The following is a 25487-nucleotide window of genomic DNA, read 5'->3' on the forward strand; positions in this document are numbered from 1 at the left end:
GAAGAAAACAACTGTTTTCTTCCTTGTTTTTTTAGCTATATACTTTTTCACGTACGTTTGGAGAATCTGTTGAAGCTTTCGAGAAGTTAATGGTTTCACGTACAACGTAAATAGGTCTATTTTTACTTTCATCGTAAATTCTTGCGATGTATTGTCCGACTAGACCTAAACCAAGTAGCTGAATACCGCTAAAGAAGGTGATAGCTACCATAATAGAAGTCCAGCCAGGCTGAATATTTTTACCTATCAGCCAAACAACAATCGAATAACTTAACACTAAAAGTGATACAAAAACCGATAATAAGCCAATAACCATTACTAGACGCAAAGGCTTCGTTGAAAACCCAATAATTCCATCTGAAGCAAACTTGATCATCTTTTTTAAAGGATATTTTGTTTCACCAGCAAAGCGTTCATCACGCTCATATTCTACATATGTTTGCCTGAAGCCAATCCAAGACATCATTCCTCGTACAAAACGATTGCGTTCAGTCATTTTTTTGAATACATCCGCTACTTTTCGGTCGATAATACGAAAATCTCCCGTGTCTTTAGGGATTTCGATATCGGACATATAATTTAAAAAGCGATAAAAATATTTAGCCGTGGCTAATTTAAAAAAGGTCTCTCCGCTTCGTTTCTTGCGCTTTGCATATACAATTTCATAGCCTTGCTGCCATTTAGCAATTAATTCGGGAATCATTTCCGGCGGATCTTGTAAGTCCGCATCAATAATAACGATAGCATCACCCTGAGCATAATCAATGCCTGCTGTTACGGCAGTTTGGTGCCCGAAATTACGAGCAAAATCAATAACTTTTACGTTAGAATCCATAGCCGCTACGTCTTTCAAGATTTCAATTGTTCGGTCGGTGCTGCCGTCATTGACGAAAATGAATTCATAGTTAATGTGGTTTTTATGCATGACCGAAAGCAAGCGATTGTAGCATTCATTAGCTACTTCTTCTTCAAAATACATAGGTACCACGATTGAAATTAGTTCTTTCATGCTTTACCTCCTATCGAGCGATGGTTTGTGTGCTTAAACGTCCATATTTTATTAAGGAAAAAATTGATAAACATTCCTATACAAGTAGACAACAGTTGTCCGATTATTGGATTAGCAGGTGTATAGTGTACAAGAAGGAATAAGCAGCTTGTATTAATTGCTAAAGTAATAAGGTTTACGATGAAAAATTGAGCTAACATCCATTTATGTACAGTTGCTTGAAACACCCACGATTTGTTCCAATAGTAGCTGTTTATAACGCCAATAAAATAAGATAGTACGTTAGCCAATATATAATTCATATCAAAATGAATGAGTGCTAAGTAACTGATAATAGTGAGCAGGGTATTCATTATACCTACAAAACCGAATTTCAGGAATTTTATCACGGTTGTATAATCCCTTCCATTTAATTTATCTCTTCACATTTTGTCTTGGGCTTATTTTTAGTAAATCGTACTATTAAATAGGATAGAATCACTGAAATACCAAATCCTTCGAGCAGCATAAAGCTTGGAAAAATAAAGAATCGATAGCGAGTTTGAATTTCAATAAGCAAGTGAATAAGAACGTATCCTATGATTAGTAATAAAAACAGTGTATATGGATATTTATCCTGCTTCCTCACGAATAAACATATAAGGCCAATAATGGAAAGAATAGTAGTTGAAACGTAAATGATTCTTTCATAACTTTGAGCAGCACTAATTAATTTCTCTTTATTAAAAGGTACATCTTCTTGAGGAGTTAATGAAATGCTCCAAAATGTAGATGCATCCGTTCCTCCCCACATATTTAGGAATTTAATGTGAAAGAGATCTAAAAGCTGCTCTTTATCTGCTACCCGTTCTTTAATTACCTCTTTTTCTGCTTCAGCTCGTTTTTCTCCAATTGGCATACCCATAAAACGACTAGCATCCTCTGAAGAATAGGAACCGCTTGTTTCGTAATTAAAGCCAATGACGAATTTCCATAAAGGATCTCTGTTACTTAAAGGATATTTAGAAATGCCGCTAGCTACAAAAGAATAGTTGATCAGCGCATTTGCAATAAAAAAAGTAGCCAGTATGCCTACGAGGTTTTTTCCTATTCTCTTTCGACGAGCTTTTAACTCAGCAGCATTCTTCGTTTTAATGTAAGGTTGAAGAATTTGCAAGATGAAATAAATGAAAACAGCGACGATAATAATGGGTCCTAGAGGACGCATTAAATTTCCTAACGACAATAGAAGGCCAATATAAAGCCAGCTAAACTTGTTATGAGCAAATCTTTTTATAACAAGGTAAAAAGCTGCATAAAATAAAAAAGTAGCTAAATGCTGATTAGTTAACACTGAGCTATAGAGAATGTTCGGAATGTAGAACGCATATAGAAAAGCTGTCATTCTCCCAGCAAGTTCGTTAAATACTTTCGCGCCAATTAAATAAATAAAAATAACGGTTCCAGTGGAATAAAAAATATTTAACAATTTTAATATGAAAATATTATCTCCAAAACAGCGAATAATAACAGATTCATAGAATGAAAAGCCTAGCTGATATACCCATGTAGTAAAATAAACGCTTTGGTTAAATTCATAATTTCCTTTTGCGATATTACGCGCGGCATCTAACATGACAAGAAAGTCAGATTTTACAGGCGTTTGAACAGAAAGCATCCATGCTAGTCGAATACCTAAGGTCAAAACGATCAGTGAAATAAAAAAAACAGTTTTGTTCATGTATCTACTTGCAATAGCTATTAGAAAAATGACAAGGAAAGTGATAAAGATTCCTTCAATAATAAATGAATTACTTAAAGCCAAGCCCTTTAATTCCAATGAATTTGTCATCGCATTATAACTGCCCCATAGAGACCATGTAAGAATAATGACACATAAAAAGATCAGGCTTTTGGATAAAAATGAGTTAAGCATATTACCTCCTGCAAATTATTTCAAAGATAAGGTACAAAATTCCTACCCTATGATACCATATTTTATTATTTTGTATATATTTTTCTTATAGAGTATAATGTTAGATTGTTCTGAAATTACGACAGCGGCATAACGTTTGATAAAAGGGTAAGCCGAGTAGGAAAACGATTTTGTAATAGAAAAAGCTGTTTGCATCCATACGTATGCGAACAGCTTTTATGTTTTAAACCGACCTTTTAATAAATTCCATAGGGAACTCACTCCGAGACTAATGCTGATCAGAATTCCTGACAGAGCTACTATTAAAGCGATATATTCAAAGATAGAAAACTGCTTCATGCTATCCCAATTGATGTTTCCCTTTAGTTTGCTAATAACTAAATTCATTCCGTAAATACCGGAAAGAACCGTATAAATCGTTAAAATTAATAATAAGTAATTGTGACGTTTGGCTGCGATTTTCTCTTGATTTTGGTACAAAGTACCAAGGGTTTCTTTGACTTCTTGATAAAGAGAATTGATATGAAAGATTTTTTTAAAGAGCTCAGAAAACTCTTGACCTTCTGTGCGAGAGCTAATTTCTAAAAATAAATATTTACCTGAAAACACGGTAATAGAGCGGATTAGTCGTTCAATGCCCTCTGAATTTTTATGAAACGTGAGCTGCGAATATTCATAAGATAATTTTAGCAACACGATTTTATAGAAAAAATGTAAAAATAAATTATAGTAATGCTGGCCAAATAGATGATTCATCAAAAGCTGATCCGTTTTAGAGTCTGTCGATTTAGAAATACACGAAAACACATGGTCTGTTATGACGTAATAGGTTTCAGGAGCCCACCTTTCATACACGTGTTTAGTATTATACGTTTTAATATACTCATGATTGTGTGCAGAAATAAACGCTTTCCCGTCAGGCGTATAGCTATTTAGCTGCCCAGTACGAAATAAAGTTGTGGAATTAATTTCTTGCTCTTGATTTACCGTTACATAACTTAACACAAACATCCGTTCATCGATAAAATAAGGAAGGCTCCCAACGTGCTGTTCACGCGTGGCTTCTTTCTTGATGTGTTCGTTCAAAAATGGCGCAAGCTGTGAAAAAATATAATCTTGCACTTTGCTATAGCGATGATGTTCATAGGTAATGGTGGATCCATGCTCTTCAGCAAGCTTCGGTTCTAGTACACGAAAATGATTCATGAATTCTAAAATATCATCATAGGTGTAATGATTATGGCTCATCTCAGTGCGAATGGTCATGACGCCAATTTCAAAAGGACATAAAAAAACATCCACAGACAGCACGTTGCTAGACACGGTGGTGGAGGAAGTGTGTAACGTAATAGTATGGTCTATTTTTTTGGAAAATCGAAGCAACCCTTCTTTTTCGCACGAGTCAGGGAATAGAATGCATTCAATGTAAGGAAGAAAATATTGATCCAGGCTATCATGAGATACGTAATACTGTTCTCCGTAGTATTCTTTTTCTAAATGTTTTTTTTGAATGGAAAAAAATTCGAACAAATTTTCTTTTAGTGCATGAACAAGCTGCTCTTTATTTTTTCGGTCAAAGGAAAAAGGAAAAAGAAACATGTTCATTGCTTTGGTAGGTACAATGGTTTGAAATGGTTCTGTTTTCCTTGGTGTATTGGTCATAAACTACATCCTTCTTATGGTCGGTTGTATTTCCTTGTAAGAGTCGAGGAAATGCAGATAGAAAGTAAAAGGTGAAACAAGCTTTACAAAAACCGTTCTACCTGCCTGCGGTGATTCAACGTATCATTTATAATATGCCAATTTTTTTAGAAAACAAACGTAAAAAAACCAACTAACATCATGATTAGTTGGTTTTACATACAGTGTCTGATTAGTGAATCGTGCGATATACACCAGTTACTTTTCCTAAAATCGTTACGTGGCGAAGAATAATAGGCGCCATCGTTGAATTTTCAGGCTGTAAACGAACGAAATTTTCTTCTTTAAAGAAACGTTTTACCGTTGCTTCGTTGTCCTCGGTCATAGCGACCACAATATCTCCATTATTAGCTGTTTGCTGCTGACGTACGATTACCATATCGCCATCTAGAATACCTGCTTCAATCATACTTTCTCCCATAATTTCAAGCATAAATACATGATCATCTGGAGAAACGAATTTATCTGGAAGAGGGAAATATTCTTCCACATTTTCAACGGCTGTTATAGGAAGACCCGCTGTTACTTTACCGATAACAGGAACATTAATGACATTGCTTTTAGGGATGTTTACTTCATCTAGTTGAAGAACTTCGATTGCTCTTGGTTTTGTTGGATCTCTGCGAATTAACCCTTTGCTTTCTAAACGAGCTAAATGCCCGTGTACAGTGGAGCTAGAGGCTAATCCTACCGCTTCCCCAATCTCGCGAACAGAAGGCGGATAACCTTTTAATTTTACTTCGTGCTTAATAAAATCTAGTATGTCTTGTTGACGTTTTGATAGCTTCATATTTTTCACCTCGATTTTAGCTATTCTTTAGGTGAATTATACCACGTGATGTGTCAATATACAAACATAAGTTCGAAGAATTCCATTGACAGAAACAAATGTTCTCAATAAAATAAGAACATATATTCTGATAGGGGGATCATAATATGCAACAATTCTTACATTCTATGAAACATTACGCTATTTTTTTTGCAGCAATCGCTGCACTTACATATGTATTGACGCTGGTTTTAGGAGCGGATAAAGTAGATTTAGACAAATATTCAACGGTTACTATTACAAAAGGAGATACGCTTTGGGACTTGTCCAACAAGTATCATAATCACCATCATTTGACCACCAATGAATTTGTCAAATGGGTTGAAGACGTCAATGATTTAAACTCAGACACTGCCCAGTCTTTATCTCCTGGAGATAAATTATATATTCCTGTTTTAAAACAAGAGTTACATAATCAAGTGGCAATTGAACAGTAGTGTGTAACGGCCGTTCCTGAATATTGTTAGAAGCCGAAAAGGTCGTGATAAAAGTGGACGCCATTATTTATTGCCGTGTCAGTACGGATAAAAAAACCCAAGAAACATCTTTACAGCGCCAGCAAGAAGAATTAAAAAAACTTGCTGGTCTTCACCATCTAGACGTAAAAAAAGTCGTGATGGAAAAAGCAAGCGGATATGACGTAGACAGAGAGGGTATTTTGGATGTTCTTCATACAATGAAAGAAGAGAAGATCTCTGTGCTGCTTATTCAAGACGAAACACGATTAGGCAGAGGAAATGCCCGAATTGCGCTGCTTCATGCTTTTCATAAAGAAAATGCTACCATCTATACGATTAGTCATCAAGGTCAGCTTCAGCTTTCAGAATCTGATTCAATGGTGTTAGATATTATTAGCTTAGTGGAAGAGCATCAGCGGAAATTACATAATGCTAAAATTAGAAGAGGAATGAAAAGAGCCGTAGAAAACGGTTATCGTCCGCAGAAAAATTTAAAAAATCAAGGAGTTAACTCGGGAAGGGAAAAAAAAGAAGCGCCTATTGAAGAAATTGTCCGCCTTCGTCATAACGGCTTAACCTTTGCTGAAATTTCAGTTACGCTAAAAGGTTTTGGCTATAATATTTCAAAAGCGACGGTACATCGCCGCTATCAAGAGTACCAAGAGAGTGCTCAATCTCTTGATAAAACGAAAGAGATTTAGTAAGATGACTACATGTTGCCGAAGCGGTTCGGTAATTTTAATTATTGATTATAAGGAGATAGGTTTTATATGCTATCAAAAGATAAACTTGCTCGTATTAATGCTCTTTCAAAAAAGGCAAAGGCTGAAGGTCTGACAGAATCTGAAGCGAAAGAACAGCAAGAGCTACGTCAGGAATATTTAAAAGTTTTCCGACAATCTATGACAAATCACCTTCATACGATTAAAGTTGTAGACGAAGAAGGTAAAGATGTTACGCCTAAGAAGTTAAAAGAGAGTAAAAAGAAGCGTCTTCACTAAGACGTTCTAGTAAAACTAGAGGGAGTGTTCCCTCTAGTTTTTTGTATATTTTTAATAAGGGGCACAAAAACTGTAAAAGTGGAAATTTTTTTGGTTCAAGTATTGTACAAATAAGCAAATCATTAGTATGATAACATATGTACATAGTTTTGAAAGGAATGAAGAGTATGACACAACGTATTGAAGATCTTTCGATTGCAACAATTCGTACTTTATCAATCGATGCGATTGAAAAAGCAAATTCAGGTCACCCAGGTATGCCAATGGGAGCTGCTCCAATGGCATATACATTGTGGACAAAATTTATGAACATCAATCCAAAGAATCCAAACTGGTTCAACCGTGACCGCTTTGTATTATCAGCAGGACACGGATCGGCACTATTATACAGCTTGCTTCATTTAGCTGGATATGACTTATCAATTGAAGACCTTAAAAACTTCCGTCAATGGGGAAGTAAAACACCAGGTCATCCAGAGTTCGGTCATACAGCAGGTGTTGATGCAACAACTGGTCCACTAGGACAAGGTATTGCAATGGCTGTTGGTAAAGCAATGGCAGAACGTCATTTAGCTGAAACATACAACAAAGAAGGTTTAGAAATTGTAGACCACTTTACGTATGGTATTTGTGGTGACGGAGACTTAATGGAAGGTGTATCTGCTGAAGCAGCTTCATTAGCGGCACACTTAAAATTAGGACGTTTAGTTGTTTTATACGATTCAAATGATATTTCTTTAGACGGAGATTTAGATCGCTCGTTCTCTGAGAACGTAGAAGATCGTTTCAAAGCTTACGGATGGCAAGTAATCCGCGTTGAAGACGGCAATGACTTGACAGCGATTGCAAACGCAATTGAAGAAGCAAAAGGCGATTTAACACGCCCAACGCTAATTGAAGTAAAAACAACAATCGGATTTGGTTCTCCAAACCACGCGGGTACTTCTGGCGTGCACGGTTCTCCATTAGGTTCCGATGAAACAAAATTAACAAAAGAAGCTTATGCATGGACATTTGAAGAAGATTTCTATGTGCCAGAAGAAGTGTATGCTCACTTCAAAGCTACAATTGCTGAAGATGGCCAAAAGAAAGAAAACGAATGGAACGATGTATTTGCACAGTATAAAGAAAAATATCCTGAACTAGGTCGTCAATTTGAACTAGCAGTAGAAGGAAAGTTACCGGAAGGCTGGGAAGAAACGCTTCCAGCATACGAAACGGGTTCAAGCTTAGCTAGCCGTGCTTCTTCTGGAGAAGTATTAAACGCAGTAGCACAAGCTGTACCTCAATTCTTCGGCGGTTCAGCTGACTTAGCTGGCTCAAATAAAACAATGATTAAAGGTTCAGAAGACTTCACTGCAGCTGATTACAGCGGACGTAATATCTGGTTCGGTGTACGTGAATTTGCAATGGGAGCTGCATTAAACGGTATGGCTCTACACGGCGGTGTAAAAGTATTTGGAGGAACATTCTTTGTATTCTCTGATTATCTTCGCCCAGCAATTCGCTTAGCAGCTTTAATGAAGCTTCCTGTAACATATGTATTCACACATGATAGTATCGCAGTTGGAGAAGACGGCCCAACACATGAGCCAATTGAACAATTGCCATCACTTCGTGCAATGCCAGGTCTTTCAGTGGTTCGTCCTGCAGATGCAAATGAAACAGCTGCTGCATGGCGCTTAGCATTAGAGTCAACTGACCGCCCAACGGCGCTTGTATTGACTCGTCAAAACTTGCCAACGCTTGAAGGTACAAAAGAAAATGCATACGAAGGCGTGTCTAAAGGTGCGTACGTTGTATCTAAAGCTGGTAAAGACCAAGCGGATGCATTAATACTTGCAACAGGCTCTGAAGTAAGCCTAGCAGTAGAAGCACAAAAAGCATTAGCTGCAGAAGGCATTGACGTATCTGTAGTAAGTATGCCTGCATGGGATCGTTTCGAAGAGCAATCTGCTGAGTACAAAGAAAGTGTTATCCCTAAATCAGTGAAAAAACGTTTAGGTATTGAAATGGCTTCTACACTTGGCTGGGAACGCTATGTTGGAGACGAGGGACAAGTTCTTGGTATTAATCACTTCGGTGCATCTGCTCCTGGTGAAACAATCATGAAAGAATTTGGTTTTACAGTTGAAAATGTAGTAGCAAAAGTGAAAAGCTTGCTTAATGCATAATTCTTTTTCATAAGAAAGAGCAGACTCCTGTGGTCTGCTCTTTTTTTTCGACAAAAAAACAAAGGAATTTTTTCATCGATAGACAAGCATTGCGTACACCATTCGGTATAATGGTACAAAAAAGAACGAGCCGAAAGGGAGGATGAATCGTGAGAACGTATGAAGTATATTTAATGGAGGAAGAAGTTGCATCATCCTATTTTCGAAGAGAAAAGCTCATTTATCAGCTGCTGATTGAATATAGAATGAAACGTCACTTGCAGGAAACGCACTTACAAAAACAAGTTCATTACATTACTCGCCAACTGCCCATTTCATTTATTCAACGAGAATTGCTTCAGGCGTTTTCTCATTATCCTCATTTTTTTACTCATCAAGAGACGTTTGTGCTGGAATATCCTCATAAAAAAAGTCGAGCATCTATAAAATTAACGAATCGCTGTATAACAATTGAAGGAGATGGCAATGTTGATGCTGAGACAGCTTTTTTTGAAGTATTACGCAAGCTAGATCCTTGTTTTTTAGCAGTGAATTATGGAACGGATGAATACGGCTGGCTGAGGCCTGTGAAAACAAGAAAATTTGTGTAATTATTTAAGGAAATTGGAACGGAAATATTGTATAATAGCGTATGGTCTAGTACACTGTAAGTTAGACAACACGAAGGAGGAAGTAATACCATGGGAATGTATATTCTAGTTGGTGTTCTAGCATTAATTGTTGGGATAGCGCTAGGATTTTTCATTGCTCGTAAATATATGATGAGCTATCTGAAGAAAAATCCACCAATTAATGAACAAATGTTAAAAATGATGATGATGCAAATGGGCATGAAACCATCGCAGAAAAAAATTAACCAAATGATGAAAGCAATGAACGGCCAAATTAAATAATGGTTAATTGGACAGACACTCTCTATTCAGAAGGGTGTCTTTTGTTTTAAGATAGAGATAAGAAAATGGTTGTGGGGCTAGGGGGATACGATGAAAATTTTTCGAGAGTTATGGTGGTTTTTCAAACAGGAAAAAAAGTCTTACATAACGGGGGTAGCGCTGCTCATTATTGTCGCAGCATTAGAACTTCTCCCGCCTAAAATTATTGGTTTAACGGTAGATGGCATTAAAGAAGGGACGCTGAATGGAAAGCGCTTAATGCAGATGGTTGGCATTTTGCTAGGAGCTGCTGTTGTGGCCTATTTCACAAGATACATATGGCGTATTATGATATTTGGTTCATCTGTTAAACTAGCCAAGCAGCTGAGAAATACCCTCTACACTCATTTTACCAAGATGAATCAGGCCTTTTATCAAAGGCGGCGAATTGGGGATTTGATGGCCCATGCAACAAACGATATTCAAGCTATTCAACAAACTGCAGGTTCGGGCGTTTTGACACTCGTGGATTCCATTGTCACAGGAGGGCTTGTTCTATGCACAATGGCCCTCACAATCAGCTGGAAATTAACGCTTATTTGCCTTATTCCTATGCCGCTTATGGCCATTTTAACAAGTTACTATGGTACATTGCTTCATGCGCGGTTTCATCACGCACAAGCAGCATTTTCTACTTTAAATGATAAGGTTCAAGAAAGTATTAGCGGGATTAAAGTCATTAAGACGTTTGGGGAAGAAGCAGCTGATGTCGAAGAATTTCGCATCAAGTCTGCAGATGTTGTCCAAAAGAACATGAAAGTAGCCCGAATAGATGCATTGTTTGATCCGACCATTTCGATTATTGTAGCACTTTCTTTTTTACTTGCTCTTATTTTTGGCAGCAAGATGGTTATTAGTGAAGAGTTAACACTGGGGCAGCTTGTTACCTTTACAACTTATTTAGGCCTTCTTATTTGGCCGATGCTCGCGTTTGGCTGGCTATTTAACATTATGGAACGTGGAAGAGCATCATATGACAGGGTATTTTCTTTATTAAAAGAAGAAAATTCGATTGAAGAAGCAGCATATCCTAGTGTTGAAATGCCAACAGGAAATATTGAAGCTGTTATTCATAGGTTTTCGTATGGTAAAGAAGACGAATATACGTTAAACGAAATTTATTTTACACTTTCTCGCGGTCAAACGTTAGGTATTGTCGGAAAGACGGGTGCTGGGAAAACCACGCTTTTAAAGCTGCTGCTTCGTGAATTTGATGTAAGAGACGGAGCTGTTTTATGGGGAGGAAAAGATATTAAAGACTATGCTTTTGATTCATTGTACAAAAGCCTTGGATATGTTCCTCAAGATCACTTTTTGTTTTCAACAACAGTTGCTGATAATATCGCTTTTGGAAAAAGAGAAGCAAGCAAGCAAGAGATTGAAGAAGCGGCTAAAGTTGCCAATGTACATAGAGACATCCTTGATTTTACAGATGGCTATCAAACAATAGTAGGCGAAAAAGGCGTTTCGTTATCGGGTGGACAAAAACAGCGTATCTCGATTGCAAGAGCTCTTCTATTAGATCCTGAGCTTTTAATTTTAGACGACTCGCTATCAGCGGTAGATGGAAAAACGGAAGCGGGTATTTTACAAGCGCTGAAGCAGAAACGTCAAAATCGAACAACGATTATTACAGCGCATCGGCTGAGCTCGGTTACTCATGCAGACCTGATTCTTGTACTTGATAAAGGGAAAATTATTCAGCGAGGAACTCATGAGGAACTGCTTAGCGTGAGCGGCTGGTACCAGGATATGTACGATAGACAGCAGCTTGAGCGTGCGGTAGAAGAAGGAGAGACGAAAAATGAAAATTGAGCATTCTTCGGTACATAAACGTCTGTTTCGCTATACAATTCCGCATAAAAAATCATTTTTTTTAGCGTTCACACTATTATTAATTGCTACGGCTGCGGATTTATTAGGGCCCATTTTGATTAAAATTTTCATTGACGATTATTTAACTCCTAAGTATTTGCCTCTTCAGCCTCTTGTGTGGCTTGCAAGCAGTTATTTGCTTTTACAGCTTTTAAAAATTGTCGTTCAATACTTTCAGCTTCTGCAGTTCCAAAAAATTGCGCTTCAAATTATTCAGCAGATTCGAATTGACGTTTTTTCTCATGTTCATCGCCTGGCTCTTCGCTTTTTTGACAACACTCCCACAGGAAGCCTGGTATCTCGAATTACAAATGACACGGAAGCCATGAAAGAAATGTTTGTGGAAGTCATCGCGGTTTTTATTCAAAATGGGGTGTTTTTGGTCGGTATTTTTATAGCCATGTTTATGCTAGATGTGAAACTGGCTTTTTATTGTTTAGTTCTTCTCCCGTTCATTTGGGGACTTATGAAGCTTTATCAGCATTTCAGCGCTATTTACTACGGACAGCTTCGAGAGAAACTAAGCCAGTTAAATGCCAAGCTTCATGAGTCTTTGCAAGGCATGTCTATTATTCAGTTATTTCGTCAAGAAAAGCGGCTGCGCTCGGAGTTTGAAGAAATCAATGATGAACATTACAAAGCGGGGATGCGCAATATTAAGTTGGATGGTTTGCTGCTAAGGCCGGCAGTCGAAATTCTTTACATTTTAGCCGTTATTCTTGTGCTCAGTTATTTTGGTATTTCCGTAGCTGACAGTCCTGTTAAAATTGGTGTTCTTTACGCGTTTATCAACTATTTGGATCGTTTTTTTGAGCCTGTTAATGAAATGATGCAGCGTCTTTCTATGTATCAGCAAGCGATGGTATCAGCGTCTCGGGTATTTGACTTGATGGATGAAAAAGAAAAAAATCCAGTCATGACAGGAGAACAAAAGCAGGGGGTACAAAAAGGAACGGTAGAATTCAGAAACGTAACGTTTTCCTATGATGGTGTTCGAGATGTACTTTCTGATATATCGTTTACGGTAAATGAAGGAGAAACAGTAGCTTTAGTAGGCCATACGGGAAGCGGGAAAAGCTCCATCATTAATTTATTAATGCGTTTTTATGAGCAGCAAAAAGGAGACATTTTGATCGATAATAAACCGCTATCGTCTTTTTCAAATAAACAGCTTCGAGATGAGGTAGGGCTGGTGCTTCAAGATGCCTTTTTATTTGCAGATACCGTAAAACGAAATATTACGCTGCACGAAGACCATTTTTCTGATGAACAAGTAAAAGCAGCGGCGGAATTTGTGCAAGCTCATGCATTTATCGAAGCTCTTCCTAATAAGTATAATGAAGTGCTAGTCGAAAGAGGTTCCACTTTATCAAGCGGCCAGCGTCAGCTCTTAGCATTTGCAAGAACGGTCATCCGGAATCCTAAAATCCTTATTCTTGATGAAGCAACAGCACACATTGATACAGAAACAGAGGAAGCGATTCAAGAAGTGTTAAGAGATATGGGAAAAGGCCGTACAACAATTGCGATTGCCCATCGTTTATCCACTATTCAACACGCCGACTGTATTTTAGTACTGCATAAAGGAAAAATCGTCGAAAAAGGCACACATACTGAACTGCTAAACAAAGACGGTTTGTACTATAATATGTATCAGCTTCAGCACAGTGAAAAAGAGGAGAATTTCAGCAAAGAAACAGGAGTAAAAGAGACTTATACAGAATTGATAGAGTGAAGGCAAAAAAAAGAAACAACCTTCATGGAGAGGTTGTTTCTGTCGTTTGAGCAGGGAATTCATTGTAAACGTTTAATAAATGATCTAATTCTTGACTATGTTTAATAGCAGGTGGAGAGTTTAATCCACTTACTCGGACTATGCGGATGAGTTCTTCTCGTTTCTTTTCAATCGCTAATAGAATATCTTTTTTGGCCAATGCTATGTATCCCTTCTAACAAGTCGTTTACCTAATTATACAAGATAATGGTACTATTTGAAAGAAGTGAGATAAGACAATTTGGTTACAAAATGGTAACGAAAAAGAACAAAAAGAACAAAAAAGGGAAGTGTGAAATGTGGGAGATTTAAATTTGTTTTTGGCATTTGGCGCAGGTTTTTTATCGTTTATTTCACCTTGCTGTTTGCCTTTGTACCCAGCTTTTTTATCGTACATAACGGGAGTATCAGTTAGCGAGCTAAAGGAAGGCGCTAAGTCACATCAGCGAAAAGCTTTTATTCACACAGCTTTCTTTTTGCTTGGGTTTTCTGTCATTTTTATTATGATTGGTTTTGCGACGTCTTTTATTGGTCAGTGGTTTTTTAACTATAAGGATTTAATCCGGCAGATTGGCGCTATTCTTATTATTTTCTTTGGTCTAGTTGTACTAGGGATTTTTAAGCCTCGCATTCTTATGCAAGAACATAAGCTTAGATTCGCAAATAAGCCGGCTGGTCTCTTAGGTTCTTCTTTCATAGGCATGGCGTTTGCTGCGGGCTGGACTCCGTGCACGGGCCCTATTTTAGTATCGGTTATGGCGCTTGCAGCGACAAACCCAGGCTCTGGCCTTTTGTATATGATAGCTTATTCACTTGGATTTTCTATTCCATTTTTTATCATGACGTTTTTTATTGGGAAAATGAACTGGTTAAAAAAACATATGAATTCCATGATGAAAGTTGGCGGATACGCAATGATTGGCATGGGATTTATTTTGTATTTTGACTGGATGACAAAAATTATTATTTATACAACGAGCGTATTTGGAGGGTTTACGGGCTTTTAAAAAGGGAAAATGATACAAAAAGAATCTGAGAATTGGCAGATTCTTTTTATTTTTCAAAAGACAAAATAGTTACTTTCGCTCTTAGGAAATATACAAGAATATGGGGTGAAAAAATATATAGAAAAAATTTATTTTTACTATATCTTCTATAAATACGGAGTGATACAATGAAATCGTCATATTTTTAATTGTTAAAAAGAGGTGTATAAATTGAAAGATATTTTGTTAATCTTGCTTTTGCAACTGATCTATGTACCGATCTTGACGCTGCGCACAATTTTTTTAGTCAAAGGTATGAGTATGTATGCCTCGGTTTTTGGATTTGTTGAAGCGTTAATTTATGTATTCGGCTTATCTCTTGTATTTTCAGGAGATCAAAGCACGCTTGCTATGGTTGTATATGCAGTTGGGTTTGGAGTGGGAATTATCCTTGGAAGTTATATCGAATCTAGGCTTGCTATCGGATATACAACATTCTTAGTTAACCTTATGACCAAAAATGAAGAGTTGATTAACCGCCTTCGACAGGAAGGTTTTGGTGTTACTGTTTACCAAGGAGAAGGAAGAGACAGTGCACGCTATAGATTAGACATTTTAACAAAAAGAAGTAGAGAAGAAGAGCTATTAGCATTCATTGAAGAATATGAGCCTCGTGCTTTCATTATTTCATACGAGCCGCGTAAATTTAAAGGCGGGTTCTTACTAAAAGCAATGAAAAAGCAAAAACAAAAACAAAAAGCAAAAGCAGATATCACCTCTACTAAATAAAAACAGAAGAGATCCTCTTCTGTTTTTTTGTTGCACTTTTACTTCTGATGTTTTTTGGATTATAATATAAGTAAACACTAAACTATAGTAAAGGAAGGATTTCATTGGTTATTGCTTCAACACTTGTCGCAATTTTTATGGCTTCTTTCATATTAGTTGTTCGAATGAAAGCTGCTGATAAACCAACGAATGCAAAAAAAATTATACTTCCGCCTTTTTTTATGAGTACGGGAGCGTTAATGTTTATTTTTCCAATGTTTCGAGTAACGGGTGCAGAACTGCTTGAGGCGTTAATAGCAGGCATGATTTTCTCAATCCTGTTAATTAAAACGTCTAAATTTGAAATTCGTGACGATCATATTTACTTGAAGCGTTCAAAAGCTTTTGCATTCATTATTATTGGTTTGCTTATTATTCGAATTGCAATGAAAATATATTTAAGTTCTTCAATAGATGTTGGCCAGCTTGGCGGTATGTTCTGGATTTTAGCATTTGGTATGATTGTACCTTGGCGCATTGCGATGTACACATCGTACAAAAAGCTCGAACGAAAGCTGCATAATGATCGTCTTGCTAATACAACAATATTAAACTAAAAAAGGTGGCTACGCAGCCACCTTTTTTGATTTAAAATAAATGCTGATAGGGGACGGCATCTATTTTTTGTTTTTTTAATGTTTTTAATAAAAATTTATGATCACGTTTAGGCGTAGCTAAAATGTATCCACGTACGATTAAGTCTTCCGTTATAGAGGCTGCTTGTTCCTCAATTGCGAGTTCCCCAATTTTCCCCGCGATTTTTTGTTTGGCTACATCGCGAAACAGTTCAGGTACTGGTTCAACAAGAACGTTTAATAGCTGCTTTTGATCAGCTGACCAAAGGTGGACGGTTTTGGAAAGATAGTGATCTTGCCAATCAAGCTCAGACATGCCGTCTTCTTTTGGTAAGCGCTTTAAAAACTTCCTGAACATAAAAAATCCGCCGATAGCAAACATGCTCATTAAAAAGACTACCCAAAATAAAATAACCCATAAAAACCAGCCCTCTAGCATATTTTTCACTCCTTTATAAAGAGGTCAATCCTGACATTACTATATTTATACATTTATTATAAAAGCCTTGTTCCTTTTATGGCAATATAAAATTCCTGTACTTTGTGCGAGAGGAAAGTCTTTTTTGACTCATCAATAAGTTTATATAGACTCATTAATGAGTGAATTATCGTTAGAATTGTCTAAAAATGCTTATTTTTCAGCTTTTTAAAAGTTGGCACGTTTTTTGCATATAAACTAATTGAAGAATTATTTAATATGAGAGGAAGATAAAAAATGAGTCAAACTTTTAGCAAAGTAGCAACAAATTTACCGGGAGAAAATGCAAAGCAATTATTAGATAGAAGACACCGTGCCATTCCGAAAGGTGTAAGTTATGGCATTCCGACATTTGCTGATACGGCTGAAGGGGCGATCGTTAAAGATGTCGATGGCAATACGTTTATTGATTTCGTAGGCGCAATTGGCACAATCAATGTAGGACACAGTCATCCAAAAGTAAAAGAAGCGCTTCACAAACAAGTAGACCGTTTTATTCACACAGGATTTAACGTAATGATGTATGAGTCATACGTAGAGCTTGCAGAAAGATTAGCAGCAATTGCGCCTGGTGAATTTGACAAGAAGGTCTTACTTTTAAATAGCGGAGCAGAAGCTGTAGAAAACGCAGTGAAAATTGCTCGTAAATATACAAAGCGTCAAGGAATTATTTCCTTTAACCGCGGTTTCCATGGCCGTACATTAATGACAATGACAATGACAAGTAAAGTAAAACCATATAAATATGAATTTGGACCGTTTGCTCCTGAAGTATACAAAGCTCCATATCCTTATGAGTATCGCCGTCCACAAGGATTATCAGTTGAAGCATACGAAGATTTCATGATTACAGAATTTAAAAACTTCTTAAATACAGAAGTAGCACCGGAAACGATTGCAGCTGTTGTAATGGAGCCGATTCAAGGTGAAGGTGGCTTCATCGTTCCAGGTAAACGTTTTGTGCAAGAAGTGTATCAATTATGTAAAGAGCACGGAATTTTATTTGTATCAGATGAAATTCAAGCAGGATTTGCACGTACGGGCCGCTACTTCGGTATTGAACATTTTGACGTTGAGCCTGATTTAATTACGGTATCAAAATCACTAGGAGCTGGCGTACCAATCAGCGGTGTCATTGGCCGTGCTGAAATCATGGATGAATCTAATCCTGGTGAGCTTGGCGGAACGTACTGCGGAAGTCCTCTTGGATGTGAAGCAGCCTTAGCTGTACTTGATATCATTGAAGAAGAAAAGCTAAACGAACGCGGTGAGTACCTTGGAAAAGTAGTAACATCACGATTTGAAAAACTAGCAGAAAAATATGACTGTATCGGTGATATTCGCGGATTAGGTGCTATGTCTGCTATCGAGCTTGTAAAAGATCGTGAGACAAAAGAAGCGGACAAGGAGCTTACACAGCGTATCGTAAAAGAAGCAAACAAGCGTGGATTATTACTGCTTAGCGCAGGAGTATTTGGAAACGTTCTTCGTATCTTAATGCCAATTGTTATTACGGATGAGCAGCTGGAAGAAGGCTTAGCTATTTTTGAAGCAGCACTAGAAGCAAGCGTGCAGCAAACGGTTGAAGTATAAGAGAAATTGAGGCATGAGTGAAGAGAGGGCTCTTCACTCATTCTTCATGAATCACAAAGAATGGGTATGTTTGGACACTCTATTTATAGATTTTTCATTTTCTGATAAAATAAAATAATAATTATTTTTTGACGAAAAGGTGATTCAAATGACCATTCATAAAAAGCATATTCAGCAAATTAACGACGAACTTTACGATATATTTGAGTCATCATTTGATGAAATCTTTGTAACTGATGCGAATGGATATGTGTTAGTTGTAAATTCAGAGTGTGAAAAAAACTATGCTTTGAAAGTGGAAGATTTTATTGGAAAGCACGTAAAAGAACTGCAGGAAATGGGTATTTTTTATCCTTCGGCCACGTTAAAAGTGATTGAATCCAATCAAGCGATTGAATTGGTTCAAAAAACAAACTCCGGCAGGTATCTTCATGTGCGGACAAGGCCGGTATTTACAAACGACGGTCATTTAAAAAGCGTTATTAGCTATTCACGAGATCTCACAGACTTGATGGAATTAAAACGAAAAGTAGAAGAGATGGAAGAACAGCTTGAAAACTATAAAAAAGAGTTAAACGAAGCCGTCGATTTAGAAGGCATCGTGACAAAAAGCGAAGCGATGAAAAAAGTTTTTTCAACCATTCAACGAGTTGCTTCTGTAAATACAACCGTTCTTTTACTTGGAGAAACAGGAGTAGGAAAAAGCAGAGTAGCAAAACTGCTTCACCAGCTTAGTACAAGAAAACAGCAGCCGTATCATGAACTTAACTGTGCAGCGCTACCTGAACAGCTTATTGAATCAGAGCTATTTGGCTATGAAGGCGGCACGTTCACTGGAGCATTTCGAGAAGGCAAAAAAGGGATCATTGAGCTTTCCAACGAAGGCACGCTTTTTCTAGATGAGATTGGTGAACTTTCTCTTTCAGCACAAAGTAAGTTGCTCCACGTGCTGCAAGACCGTACAATTCGTCCTGTGGGCTCAACAAGAGCAGTATCAATAGACGTACGAATCATTGCTGCTACGAATCAAAATCTAGAACAAATGGTGGAAGAAGGAAAGTTTAGACGTGATTTGTATTATCGGCTGAACGTAGTGCCGATTACCATTCCTCCTTTACGAGAGCGAAAAGAAGATATTCTGCCGCTTGTCTATCAGTTTCTTCACCATTTTAATACAGTATACGAACGTAATGTACGTTTATCACCAAAGGCGTTAGATGCGTTTTTAGGACAAGAATGGAAAGGAAACGTTCGTGAAGTGGAAAATATCATTGAGCGTCTGGTTGTTACAGGGGAAGAAATGATTACGCTTAAAGATTTGCCTTTTGCAAAAGAGTTTGCTATCGATCCACCTGTCCATACGCTTCCTGAAATGATTGAACATGTGGAAAAAGAGATGGTCATAAAGGCGTTTGAACAACATAGGTCGTCTTACAAAGTAGCGGAACAGCTTGGTATTAGCCAATCACAAGCGAGTCGTAAAATTCGAAAGTACGTTTCGGACAGCACAGAACAGTGAGTAGATAAATTTAAGCAGGGAGTGAAGAAATATGAAGCAAGCAAACTTATATATTAACGGAGAATTTGTTTCAGCAAATGATACATACGAAGTGGTAAATCCAGCAACAAATGAAGTAGTGGCTACTGTTGCAAAAGGTGGAGAAAAAGAAGCGAAGCTAGCAGCAGATGCTGCCTATGAAGCGTTTCAAACATGGTCTAAAAAAACAGCAGAAGAGCGCGGTAAATTATTATTTAAATGGCATCAGCTGATCGAAGAACACACCGATGAACTTGCTGAAATAATGACAGTCGAGCAAGGCAAGCCTCTTAAAGAAGCAAAAGGTGAAATTGGCTATGCCAACGGATTCGTTTCATGGTACGCAGAAGAAGGAAAACGCATTTACGGAGAAACAATCCCAGCTTCTTCTCCTAATAAACGATTATTTGCTCATAAGCAGCCTGTGGGAGTCATGGCAGCTATTACACCTTGGAACTTCCCAGCAGCTATGATTACGCGTAAAGTAGCGCCAGCTTTAGCAGCTGGATGTACAGCGGTTATTAAACCGGCAGAACAAACGCCACTAACGGCTCTTCGACTAGCAGAGCTGGCACAGGAAGCGGGTATTCCAAAAGGCGTAATTAATGTAGTTACGGGAGATGCAAAAGCGATTGGAGAAGCGTGGCTTCAAGATGGACGCGTACGTAAACTATCGTTTACGGGCTCTACAGAAGTAGGTAAACTGCTAATGCGCGGAGCAGCTGATACGGTAAAAAAAGTGTCTTTAGAATTAGGCGGACACGCTCCGTTTATCGTAACAGCAAATGCTGATTTAGATAAAGCAGTAACAAATGCAATTGCTTCTAAATTCCGTAACGCTGGTCAAACATGCGTATGTACAAACCGCATCTACGTGCACGAATCTGTTGCTAAACCGTTCGCAGAGCAGTTTGCAGCGGCTGTTAGTCAGCTGAAAGTCGGAAACGGCTTAGAAGAAGGTACGGATATCGGACCTCTAATCGATGAAAAAGCGTTAGAAAAAGTAAAGCGCCACTTAGATGATGTTGTAGCAAAAGGAGGAAACGTCTTAACTGGAGGGGCTGTACGCGAAGAAGGAAGCGGACTTTTTGTTGAGCCTACGGTTGTAGATGGTGCAACGGACGATATGCTTTGTATGTATGAAGAAACATTCGGGCCAATTGCTCCAATTGCGACGTATCAAACAGAAGAAGAAGTTATTCGCCGTGCAAATAACTCGCCTTATGGATTAGCAGCTTACGTGTTTACTGAAAATATTTCAGAAGCTATTCGTATTGCTGAAGCTTTAGAATATGGTATTGTAGGACTAAATGATGGACTACCTTCTACACCACAAGCGCCGTTTGGCGGCTTTAAAGAAAGTGGACTTGGACGTGAAGGCGGACATTACGGAATTGAAGAATATTTAGAAGTAAAATATATTTCTTTAGGCTTTTAACAAAAAGTGATTTCGCTTTCCTGCGAAATCACTTTTTTTAATAATAGTACACGTGGGGAATTTGTGCATGGATTGATTGAAAATTCATGAATAAAAAACAAAATTCTTCTAGAGTACAGCATTCAAGATCTTCGCAATCGTGAGAGTTAAAAAAATCTTCAAGTATAGTTGCCTCAACGTCTTTAAATAACCAGTGGTGTTCAACATCCTCAAAATTGCCGCGATAAACCTCACTTAACCCATAGAAGTCGAATATATCTTCCAACTGCTTCTGTTGCATACCATCCCTCCTCTTCCTAGTATAAGAAAAAGAAAGAGATATTAAACAAGCCGTCATACTACTTTGTTTTTTTTATAAAATCTCGTATAGTTAATAGTAATGACAAGCAAAGGAGTTTCGGTATGTTTACATATATCACGTTATTTGGTTTTCTTGGATTCGCTGTGTATTCGAGTACGTGGATTTATTCTATTGTCAAAAAAGATGGAAGAGCAAAGAAAAATGGAAAGGGTACTCTTATTAGTTTTCTTGTGATGCTTATTGGGTTAGTCGGTCTGCAGTTTACGTAATCATAGATTATTTTGACATTTTTACCACCTTCACTTATAGTTAACGTTGGGCGAACATATGTGTGATTTTGTTCACAGTGCTTGCCTTAAGTTGAAAAAGAAAGAAGGTGGCATATTTGAGATATCACACACATATTGCAACATCGATTGCTGCCGGTGCCGGCGTGGCTATAACAGGAGACGCTTCGTTTACATTTCCTTATGTTGTAGGCATCGCGATTGGAGCACTGCTTCCTGATATTGATGAACCAAATTCATATATTGGTAGAAGATCTCTTGGTCTCGCAAAAATAATTAAATCTATTTTTGGACACCGAGGTATTACGCATTCTATTCTTGCAAGCGGACTTATTTTTTATTTACATACGATGTATGACAACGACTTTACATTAGGAATAGCCTATGGATACGCTTTTCATATTCTTGGAGATTTCTTTTCTAAACGAGGGGTACCTTTTTTCTCACCTCTTAGCAAGAAGAAGTTTAAGCCTCCTTTAACATATGAAACAGGTAGCGGAGCAGAGACGCTCATCTTTTACCTGGCAGTAATAGGAAGTTTCTATATGCTTTATAAGTATCAGCTGTACACTCAGCTGTTTTAAAGGAAGAAGAGGCTGAGACAACAGTATGTTAGCTGAGGTGAATGACGAACCATTGATCAAAATATTTGATCGGTGGTTCGTTTTTTATTGGAATGGTGAACGTAGGTCTTATCTGTTTAGTTGCTTCTAGCGGTTGATTGGAGGGCAAGGCGAAGACTCCTGCGGGAAAAGCAGACTAGATGAGACCCCGCAGGAGCCTAGCGGCGAGAAGGCTCATGGCAGCCCGCTGAAAGCGAAGCCTTGTACGGGTATCAACAGTGGTGTAAAAAGCCATTTATACTAGAGCATTTATCTAATTTGTTTTAGACTTCCACTACGTAAAGTTCAGTCGTTTTTATAGGAAGGGTAATGGTAATACTTGTGCCGTCATTTTTTTCACTGGCTACATGAAAAAAACCATTATGTTCGTTAATAATTTTGTTGCAAATTGTTAGTCCTAGGCCTATTCCTCGTTCTTTTGTTGTATAAAAAGGCTCTCCTATATGAGGGATACGCTTTGAATCAATTCCACATCCATTGTCTTTTATCACAATACACAGCGTTTCTCTCGCTGATTTTTCAATCGATACCGCCAGCTTGCCGCCGCTTTCCATCGAATCAATGGCATTTTGTATAACATGAATAAATACTTGGGTTAGCTGTGTTTTTTGTCCACTAACGAGCAGGGGATGTTCTTTTGGATAATGACGAATGATGTGGATGTTTTTGACTCCAGTAGCCGGTTCAAATTGTTTTAATACCTCATCTAACAAGTCGGTAATAACAAGGTTGTCTGTATATACGTACTCTTGTTTAGCTAAACTCATAAACTCTGAGATGATATGTTCAATTTGTGAAAGTTCATGCTGAATGAGATCTCGATAAATCATTGTTTTTTTCGGCTGCTGTGTCTCACTGAACAGTTGTATAAACCCTTTAATGGTTGTTAAAGGATTTCTAACCTCGTGTGCGATACTTGCAGCAAGGTGACCAATGACAGAAAGTTTTTCTGAATTTCGGATCTTTTTCTCTGCTTGTCTTTTTTCTGTTACGTCTCGTGAGACAAATACAAATCCTTCGATTTCTCCGGTGGATGTAATAATTGGAGCGCCTTTACATTCTAATAAAACGATGGTGCCGTTCACGTGAAACTTTCGATATTCAAATGTGGAAGCATCTTTTGTTTTGCTCATGTTAGCTAAAATAGTCGAGATTATGTGTTTATCTTCGGGATACGCATTGATAAGCACATGTTGTCCAATAAGCTCATCAGGATAAACGCCTAACGTTTTAGCGTAAGAAGGAGAAGCGTATTCATAAATGCCATCTTCAGTAATAGCACATACTAAATCATGGGTATGAGATAAAATAGCTTGATGCTTTGGTTCATTATCATCCGTAATGATTCGATCTTTTAATGGATAAAAAAGCTGATCTTCTTGGTTCGTGAAGGTGTGCCGAACTTTAGTGCCGCACATTCTGCAAAAATTATAATCTTCCTTATAGTTACAAGAAGGACAAACGGGCATCGAATCACTCCAATCAGATCTATGCAATGAGAGAGTTCTCAAGCATATATAATCATTATTATATATTCAAATTATAGGAAAAAATATGAAAAATCAAATGTGCTATATGGAGGGGAATAGGGCTTGAAAACCCTATAAAAAGATTTCAAATACATGTTTTTAGTTGTAAATAGATGAGAAAGGGAATTTTTTACACGTTTAAAAAATTCAGCACATCAAATAAGAGGCGTGATTTACCTCTTATTTGATATGCTGATAATGCTCTAGCGCTCGCTCTCTAGCTGCTTTATGATCGACAATTGGAGTCGGGTATGTTTTATTAAGTGTAACGTTTGCTTTTTCTAATACGTCTGCTGGGGCCTCCCAAGGTTTATGAATATAAGAAGAAGGAATATCCTTAAGCTCTGGAAGCCACTTTTTAATATATTCTCCTTCTTTATCAAATTTTTCTGATTGAGTAATTGGATTAAAAATACGAAAATATGGCGCGGCGTCTGCTCCTGAGCCTGCAACCCACTGCCAGCCCATTGTGTTATTAGCTAAATCTGCGTCTACTAAGGTATCAAAAAACCAATTGGCTCCGTGTTTCCAATGAATTAAAAGGTGCTTTACTAAAAAGGAAGCAGCTACCATTCGAACTCGATTGTGCATAAACCCTGTTTCCCACAGTTCCCGCATTCCGGCATCGACAAGGGGATAGCCGGTTTTTCCATTTTTCCAAGCTTGAAGCTCTTCATTGCCCTCAGCCCACTGAAATTGCTTGAATTTTTCATTAAGCGGTTCACTTATAGTGTGCGGGAAATGATAAAGCAGCTGATAAGCAAAATCTCTCCATATAAGTTGACGAATAAACATTTCAGCTTGCTGTTCAAAAGCATCGGAACCCACTTTTTCAGCTTTAGTTCTCAAATAATGATAAAGGACTCGAGCTGAGAGCTGTCCTGTAGCAAAATAAGGAGATAGAAACGAATTTAATGCTTCAGCAGGAAAATCTCGTCCTTTTTCATAATGAAGCATCTTATTCTTTAAAAACGTTTTGAAGACATCAATAGCGCCTTTTTCCGTAGCTTCCCACGTCGACTTAATCGTTTCATCCCACGGTATGCTTGGAAGCAAATCGAGATCTGAGACTGAAAGGGATTCAACCGGTTTAGAGGAGGCCTGTATGGAAGTAACTTTTTTTACAGAAGAAGATACGGAATGTTTTTGAGAAGCTTTATAATAAGCTGTAAATACTTTATAAGGATCTCCATTTTCTTTTGTGATTTTGCAAGGTTCATGAAGGAGAAATCCCTCAAATGTGCGAATATTTATTTGTTGCTTTGAAAAAAAAGCTTGAAGCTCTTTATCTCTTTTTAGCGCATGTGGTTCATAGCGTCTATTCCAATAAATATCTTGTGCATTTGTTTCATGGAGTAATTTTTGCAACACATCTTTAGGGTTTCCTTTTTGTACAATCAGCGTTCCTTTTATTTTTTCGATCGAGGTTTTAAAGTCATTCAGCGCATGGTGAAGCCACCATTTACTTGCACTTCCCATTGAGCTTTCTTCATAGTCGTCATGGATATAAACAGGTACAACCATTCCTTCTTTAGCTGCTTGAAATAGAGCTGGGTTATCAACCAGCCGAAAATCTTTTCGAATCCATACGATAATGGTTTTATTCATCATGTGCCACCTTTCTATCTGCAATTTGCCTCGATT

General features: G+C 37.7%; 27 protein-coding genes. 17 read left to right on the top strand and 10 right to left on the bottom strand.

Going from position 1 to position 25487, the window contains the following annotated elements:
* Positions 1 to 31: 31 nt before the first annotated feature.
* The 5 genes from ACFX4E_RS04050 to lexA form a co-directional block, all read right to left on the bottom strand.
* Positions 32 to 1009, bottom strand: a complete 978-nt coding sequence (locus tag ACFX4E_RS04050) for a glycosyltransferase family 2 protein (RefSeq protein ID WP_013084727.1) — start codon at positions 1007 to 1009, stop codon at positions 32 to 34.
* Positions 1006 to 1398: a GtrA family protein gene (locus ACFX4E_RS04055; protein ID WP_060746004.1), complete on the bottom strand. Its 393-nt coding sequence runs from the start codon at positions 1396 to 1398 to the stop codon at positions 1006 to 1008. Before ACFX4E_RS04055 ends, ACFX4E_RS04050 begins: the two co-directional genes overlap by 4 nt.
* A 20-nt stretch (positions 1399 to 1418) precedes the next feature.
* A complete protein-coding gene (locus ACFX4E_RS04060; protein ID WP_377258807.1) occupies positions 1419 to 2924 on the bottom strand; it encodes an ArnT family glycosyltransferase in 1506 nt (501 codons plus the stop codon).
* Positions 2925 to 3140: 216 nt separating this feature from the next.
* Entirely contained in the window at positions 3141 to 4586 is a 1446-nt protein-coding gene (locus ACFX4E_RS04065) for a magnesium transporter CorA family protein (RefSeq protein ID WP_377258810.1), read from the bottom strand.
* A 211-nt stretch (positions 4587 to 4797) separates the two neighbouring features.
* Entirely contained in the window at positions 4798 to 5415 is a 618-nt protein-coding gene (gene lexA / locus ACFX4E_RS04070; RefSeq protein ID WP_013058778.1) for a transcriptional repressor LexA, read from the bottom strand.
* 146 nt (positions 5416 to 5561) lie between these two features.
* On the opposite strand from lexA, the gene yneA reads away from it, so the two are divergent.
* The 8 genes from yneA to ACFX4E_RS04110 all read left to right on the top strand — a co-directional run bounded on the left by yneA (position 5562) and on the right by ACFX4E_RS04110 (position 13629).
* Positions 5562 to 5891: a cell division suppressor protein YneA gene (gene yneA / locus ACFX4E_RS04075; RefSeq protein WP_028410871.1), complete on the top strand. Its 330-nt coding sequence runs from the start codon at positions 5562 to 5564 to the stop codon at positions 5889 to 5891.
* Between the two features lie 53 nt (positions 5892 to 5944).
* Positions 5945 to 6613 carry a YneB family resolvase-like protein gene (locus tag ACFX4E_RS04080; RefSeq protein ID WP_028410872.1) on the top strand — a complete coding sequence of 223 codons (669 nt, stop codon included), beginning with the start codon at positions 5945 to 5947 and terminating at the stop codon, positions 6611 to 6613.
* A 69-nt stretch (positions 6614 to 6682) separates the two neighbouring features.
* On the top strand, positions 6683 to 6913 hold the full coding sequence (locus tag ACFX4E_RS04085) for a DUF896 domain-containing protein (protein ID WP_013058775.1): 231 nt from the start codon (positions 6683 to 6685) through the stop codon (positions 6911 to 6913).
* 167 nt (positions 6914 to 7080) lie between these two features.
* Complete coding sequence (gene tkt, locus ACFX4E_RS04090) at positions 7081 to 9087, top strand: transketolase (protein WP_013058774.1); 2007 nt, start codon at positions 7081 to 7083, stop codon at positions 9085 to 9087.
* Between the two features lie 149 nt (positions 9088 to 9236).
* Positions 9237 to 9677, top strand: coding sequence for a sporulation inhibitor of replication protein SirA (sirA, locus tag ACFX4E_RS04095; protein ID WP_013084721.1), 441 nt, complete (start codon positions 9237 to 9239; stop codon positions 9675 to 9677).
* Positions 9678 to 9767: 90 nt separating this feature from the next.
* On the top strand, positions 9768 to 9980 hold the full coding sequence (locus ACFX4E_RS04100; RefSeq protein ID WP_013058772.1) for a YneF family protein: 213 nt from the start codon (positions 9768 to 9770) through the stop codon (positions 9978 to 9980).
* A gap of 90 nt (positions 9981 to 10070) precedes the next feature.
* Complete coding sequence (locus tag ACFX4E_RS04105) at positions 10071 to 11834, top strand: ABC transporter transmembrane domain-containing protein (protein ID WP_377258813.1); 1764 nt, start codon at positions 10071 to 10073, stop codon at positions 11832 to 11834.
* Positions 11824 to 13629, top strand: a complete 1806-nt coding sequence (locus ACFX4E_RS04110) for an ABC transporter ATP-binding protein (protein ID WP_377579577.1) — start codon at positions 11824 to 11826, stop codon at positions 13627 to 13629. Before ACFX4E_RS04105 ends, ACFX4E_RS04110 begins: the two co-directional genes overlap by 11 nt.
* A gap of 22 nt (positions 13630 to 13651) precedes the next feature.
* On the opposite strand, the gene ACFX4E_RS04115 is transcribed toward ACFX4E_RS04110, so the two are convergent.
* A complete protein-coding gene (locus tag ACFX4E_RS04115) occupies positions 13652 to 13828 on the bottom strand; it encodes an aspartyl-phosphate phosphatase Spo0E family protein (RefSeq protein WP_014458520.1) in 177 nt (58 codons plus the stop codon).
* 139 nt (positions 13829 to 13967) lie between these two features.
* Between ACFX4E_RS04115 and ACFX4E_RS04120 the strand changes: the two genes are divergently transcribed.
* The 3 genes from ACFX4E_RS04120 (at position 13968) to ACFX4E_RS04130 (ending at position 16039) form a co-directional block, all read left to right on the top strand.
* Positions 13968 to 14675: a cytochrome c biogenesis CcdA family protein gene (locus tag ACFX4E_RS04120; RefSeq protein WP_028410875.1), complete on the top strand. Its 708-nt coding sequence runs from the start codon at positions 13968 to 13970 to the stop codon at positions 14673 to 14675.
* Between the two features lie 210 nt (positions 14676 to 14885).
* Entirely contained in the window at positions 14886 to 15443 is a 558-nt protein-coding gene (locus ACFX4E_RS04125; RefSeq protein ID WP_013058767.1) for a DUF2179 domain-containing protein, read from the top strand.
* 104 nt (positions 15444 to 15547) lie between these two features.
* Positions 15548 to 16039, top strand: coding sequence for a CcdC family protein (locus tag ACFX4E_RS04130; protein ID WP_013058766.1), 492 nt, complete (start codon positions 15548 to 15550; stop codon positions 16037 to 16039).
* Positions 16040 to 16070: 31 nt separating this feature from the next.
* On the opposite strand, the gene ACFX4E_RS04135 is transcribed toward ACFX4E_RS04130, so the two are convergent.
* On the bottom strand, positions 16071 to 16496 hold the full coding sequence (locus tag ACFX4E_RS04135) for a DUF2621 domain-containing protein (protein ID WP_013058765.1): 426 nt from the start codon (positions 16494 to 16496) through the stop codon (positions 16071 to 16073).
* 276 nt (positions 16497 to 16772) lie between these two features.
* Here ACFX4E_RS04135 and gabT point away from each other — a divergent pair, with 276 nt between their 5' ends.
* The 3 genes from gabT (at position 16773) to ACFX4E_RS04150 (ending at position 21103) form a co-directional block, all read left to right on the top strand.
* The gene (gene gabT, locus ACFX4E_RS04140) at positions 16773 to 18128 is read left to right on the top strand and encodes a 4-aminobutyrate--2-oxoglutarate transaminase (protein ID WP_014458523.1); all 1356 of its coding nucleotides are present in this window, start codon (positions 16773 to 16775) and stop codon (positions 18126 to 18128) included.
* Positions 18129 to 18276: 148 nt separating this feature from the next.
* Positions 18277 to 19647, top strand: a complete 1371-nt coding sequence (locus tag ACFX4E_RS04145; protein WP_028410876.1) for a sigma-54 interaction domain-containing protein — start codon at positions 18277 to 18279, stop codon at positions 19645 to 19647.
* Between the two features lie 31 nt (positions 19648 to 19678).
* Positions 19679 to 21103 (top strand): NAD-dependent succinate-semialdehyde dehydrogenase, encoded by a 1425-nt coding sequence (locus ACFX4E_RS04150; protein ID WP_028410877.1) that lies wholly within the window; start codon positions 19679 to 19681, stop codon positions 21101 to 21103.
* Between the two features lie 37 nt (positions 21104 to 21140).
* On the opposite strand, the gene ACFX4E_RS04155 is transcribed toward ACFX4E_RS04150, so the two are convergent.
* Positions 21141 to 21383, bottom strand: a complete 243-nt coding sequence (locus ACFX4E_RS04155) for a hypothetical protein (protein WP_028410878.1) — start codon at positions 21381 to 21383, stop codon at positions 21141 to 21143.
* Between the two features lie 122 nt (positions 21384 to 21505).
* On the opposite strand from ACFX4E_RS04155, the gene ACFX4E_RS04160 reads away from it, so the two are divergent.
* The 3 genes from ACFX4E_RS04160 (at position 21506) to ACFX4E_RS04170 (ending at position 22558) form a co-directional block, all read left to right on the top strand.
* Entirely contained in the window at positions 21506 to 21673 is a 168-nt protein-coding gene (locus ACFX4E_RS04160) for a hypothetical protein (RefSeq protein WP_013058761.1), read from the top strand.
* 107 nt (positions 21674 to 21780) lie between these two features.
* Positions 21781 to 22275: a metal-dependent hydrolase gene (locus tag ACFX4E_RS04165; protein WP_229754531.1), complete on the top strand. Its 495-nt coding sequence runs from the start codon at positions 21781 to 21783 to the stop codon at positions 22273 to 22275.
* A gap of 133 nt (positions 22276 to 22408) precedes the next feature.
* Positions 22409 to 22558: a hypothetical protein gene (locus ACFX4E_RS04170; protein ID WP_377258817.1), complete on the top strand. Its 150-nt coding sequence runs from the start codon at positions 22409 to 22411 to the stop codon at positions 22556 to 22558.
* A gap of 19 nt (positions 22559 to 22577) precedes the next feature.
* Here ACFX4E_RS04170 and ACFX4E_RS04175 read toward each other — a convergent pair whose 3' ends face one another.
* Both ACFX4E_RS04175 and ACFX4E_RS04180 read right to left on the bottom strand, forming a co-directional pair.
* Positions 22578 to 23783, bottom strand: a complete 1206-nt coding sequence (locus tag ACFX4E_RS04175; protein WP_377258820.1) for an ATP-binding protein — start codon at positions 23781 to 23783, stop codon at positions 22578 to 22580.
* 240 nt (positions 23784 to 24023) lie between these two features.
* On the bottom strand, positions 24024 to 25451 hold the full coding sequence (locus ACFX4E_RS04180; RefSeq protein ID WP_377258823.1) for a cryptochrome/photolyase family protein: 1428 nt from the start codon (positions 25449 to 25451) through the stop codon (positions 24024 to 24026).
* Positions 25452 to 25487: the final 36 nt, after the last annotated feature.

Source organism: Priestia sp. YIM B13491, from assembly GCF_042787605.1.
GTDB classification, from domain to species: Bacteria; Bacillota; Bacilli; order Bacillales; family Bacillaceae_H; genus Priestia; species Priestia megaterium_E.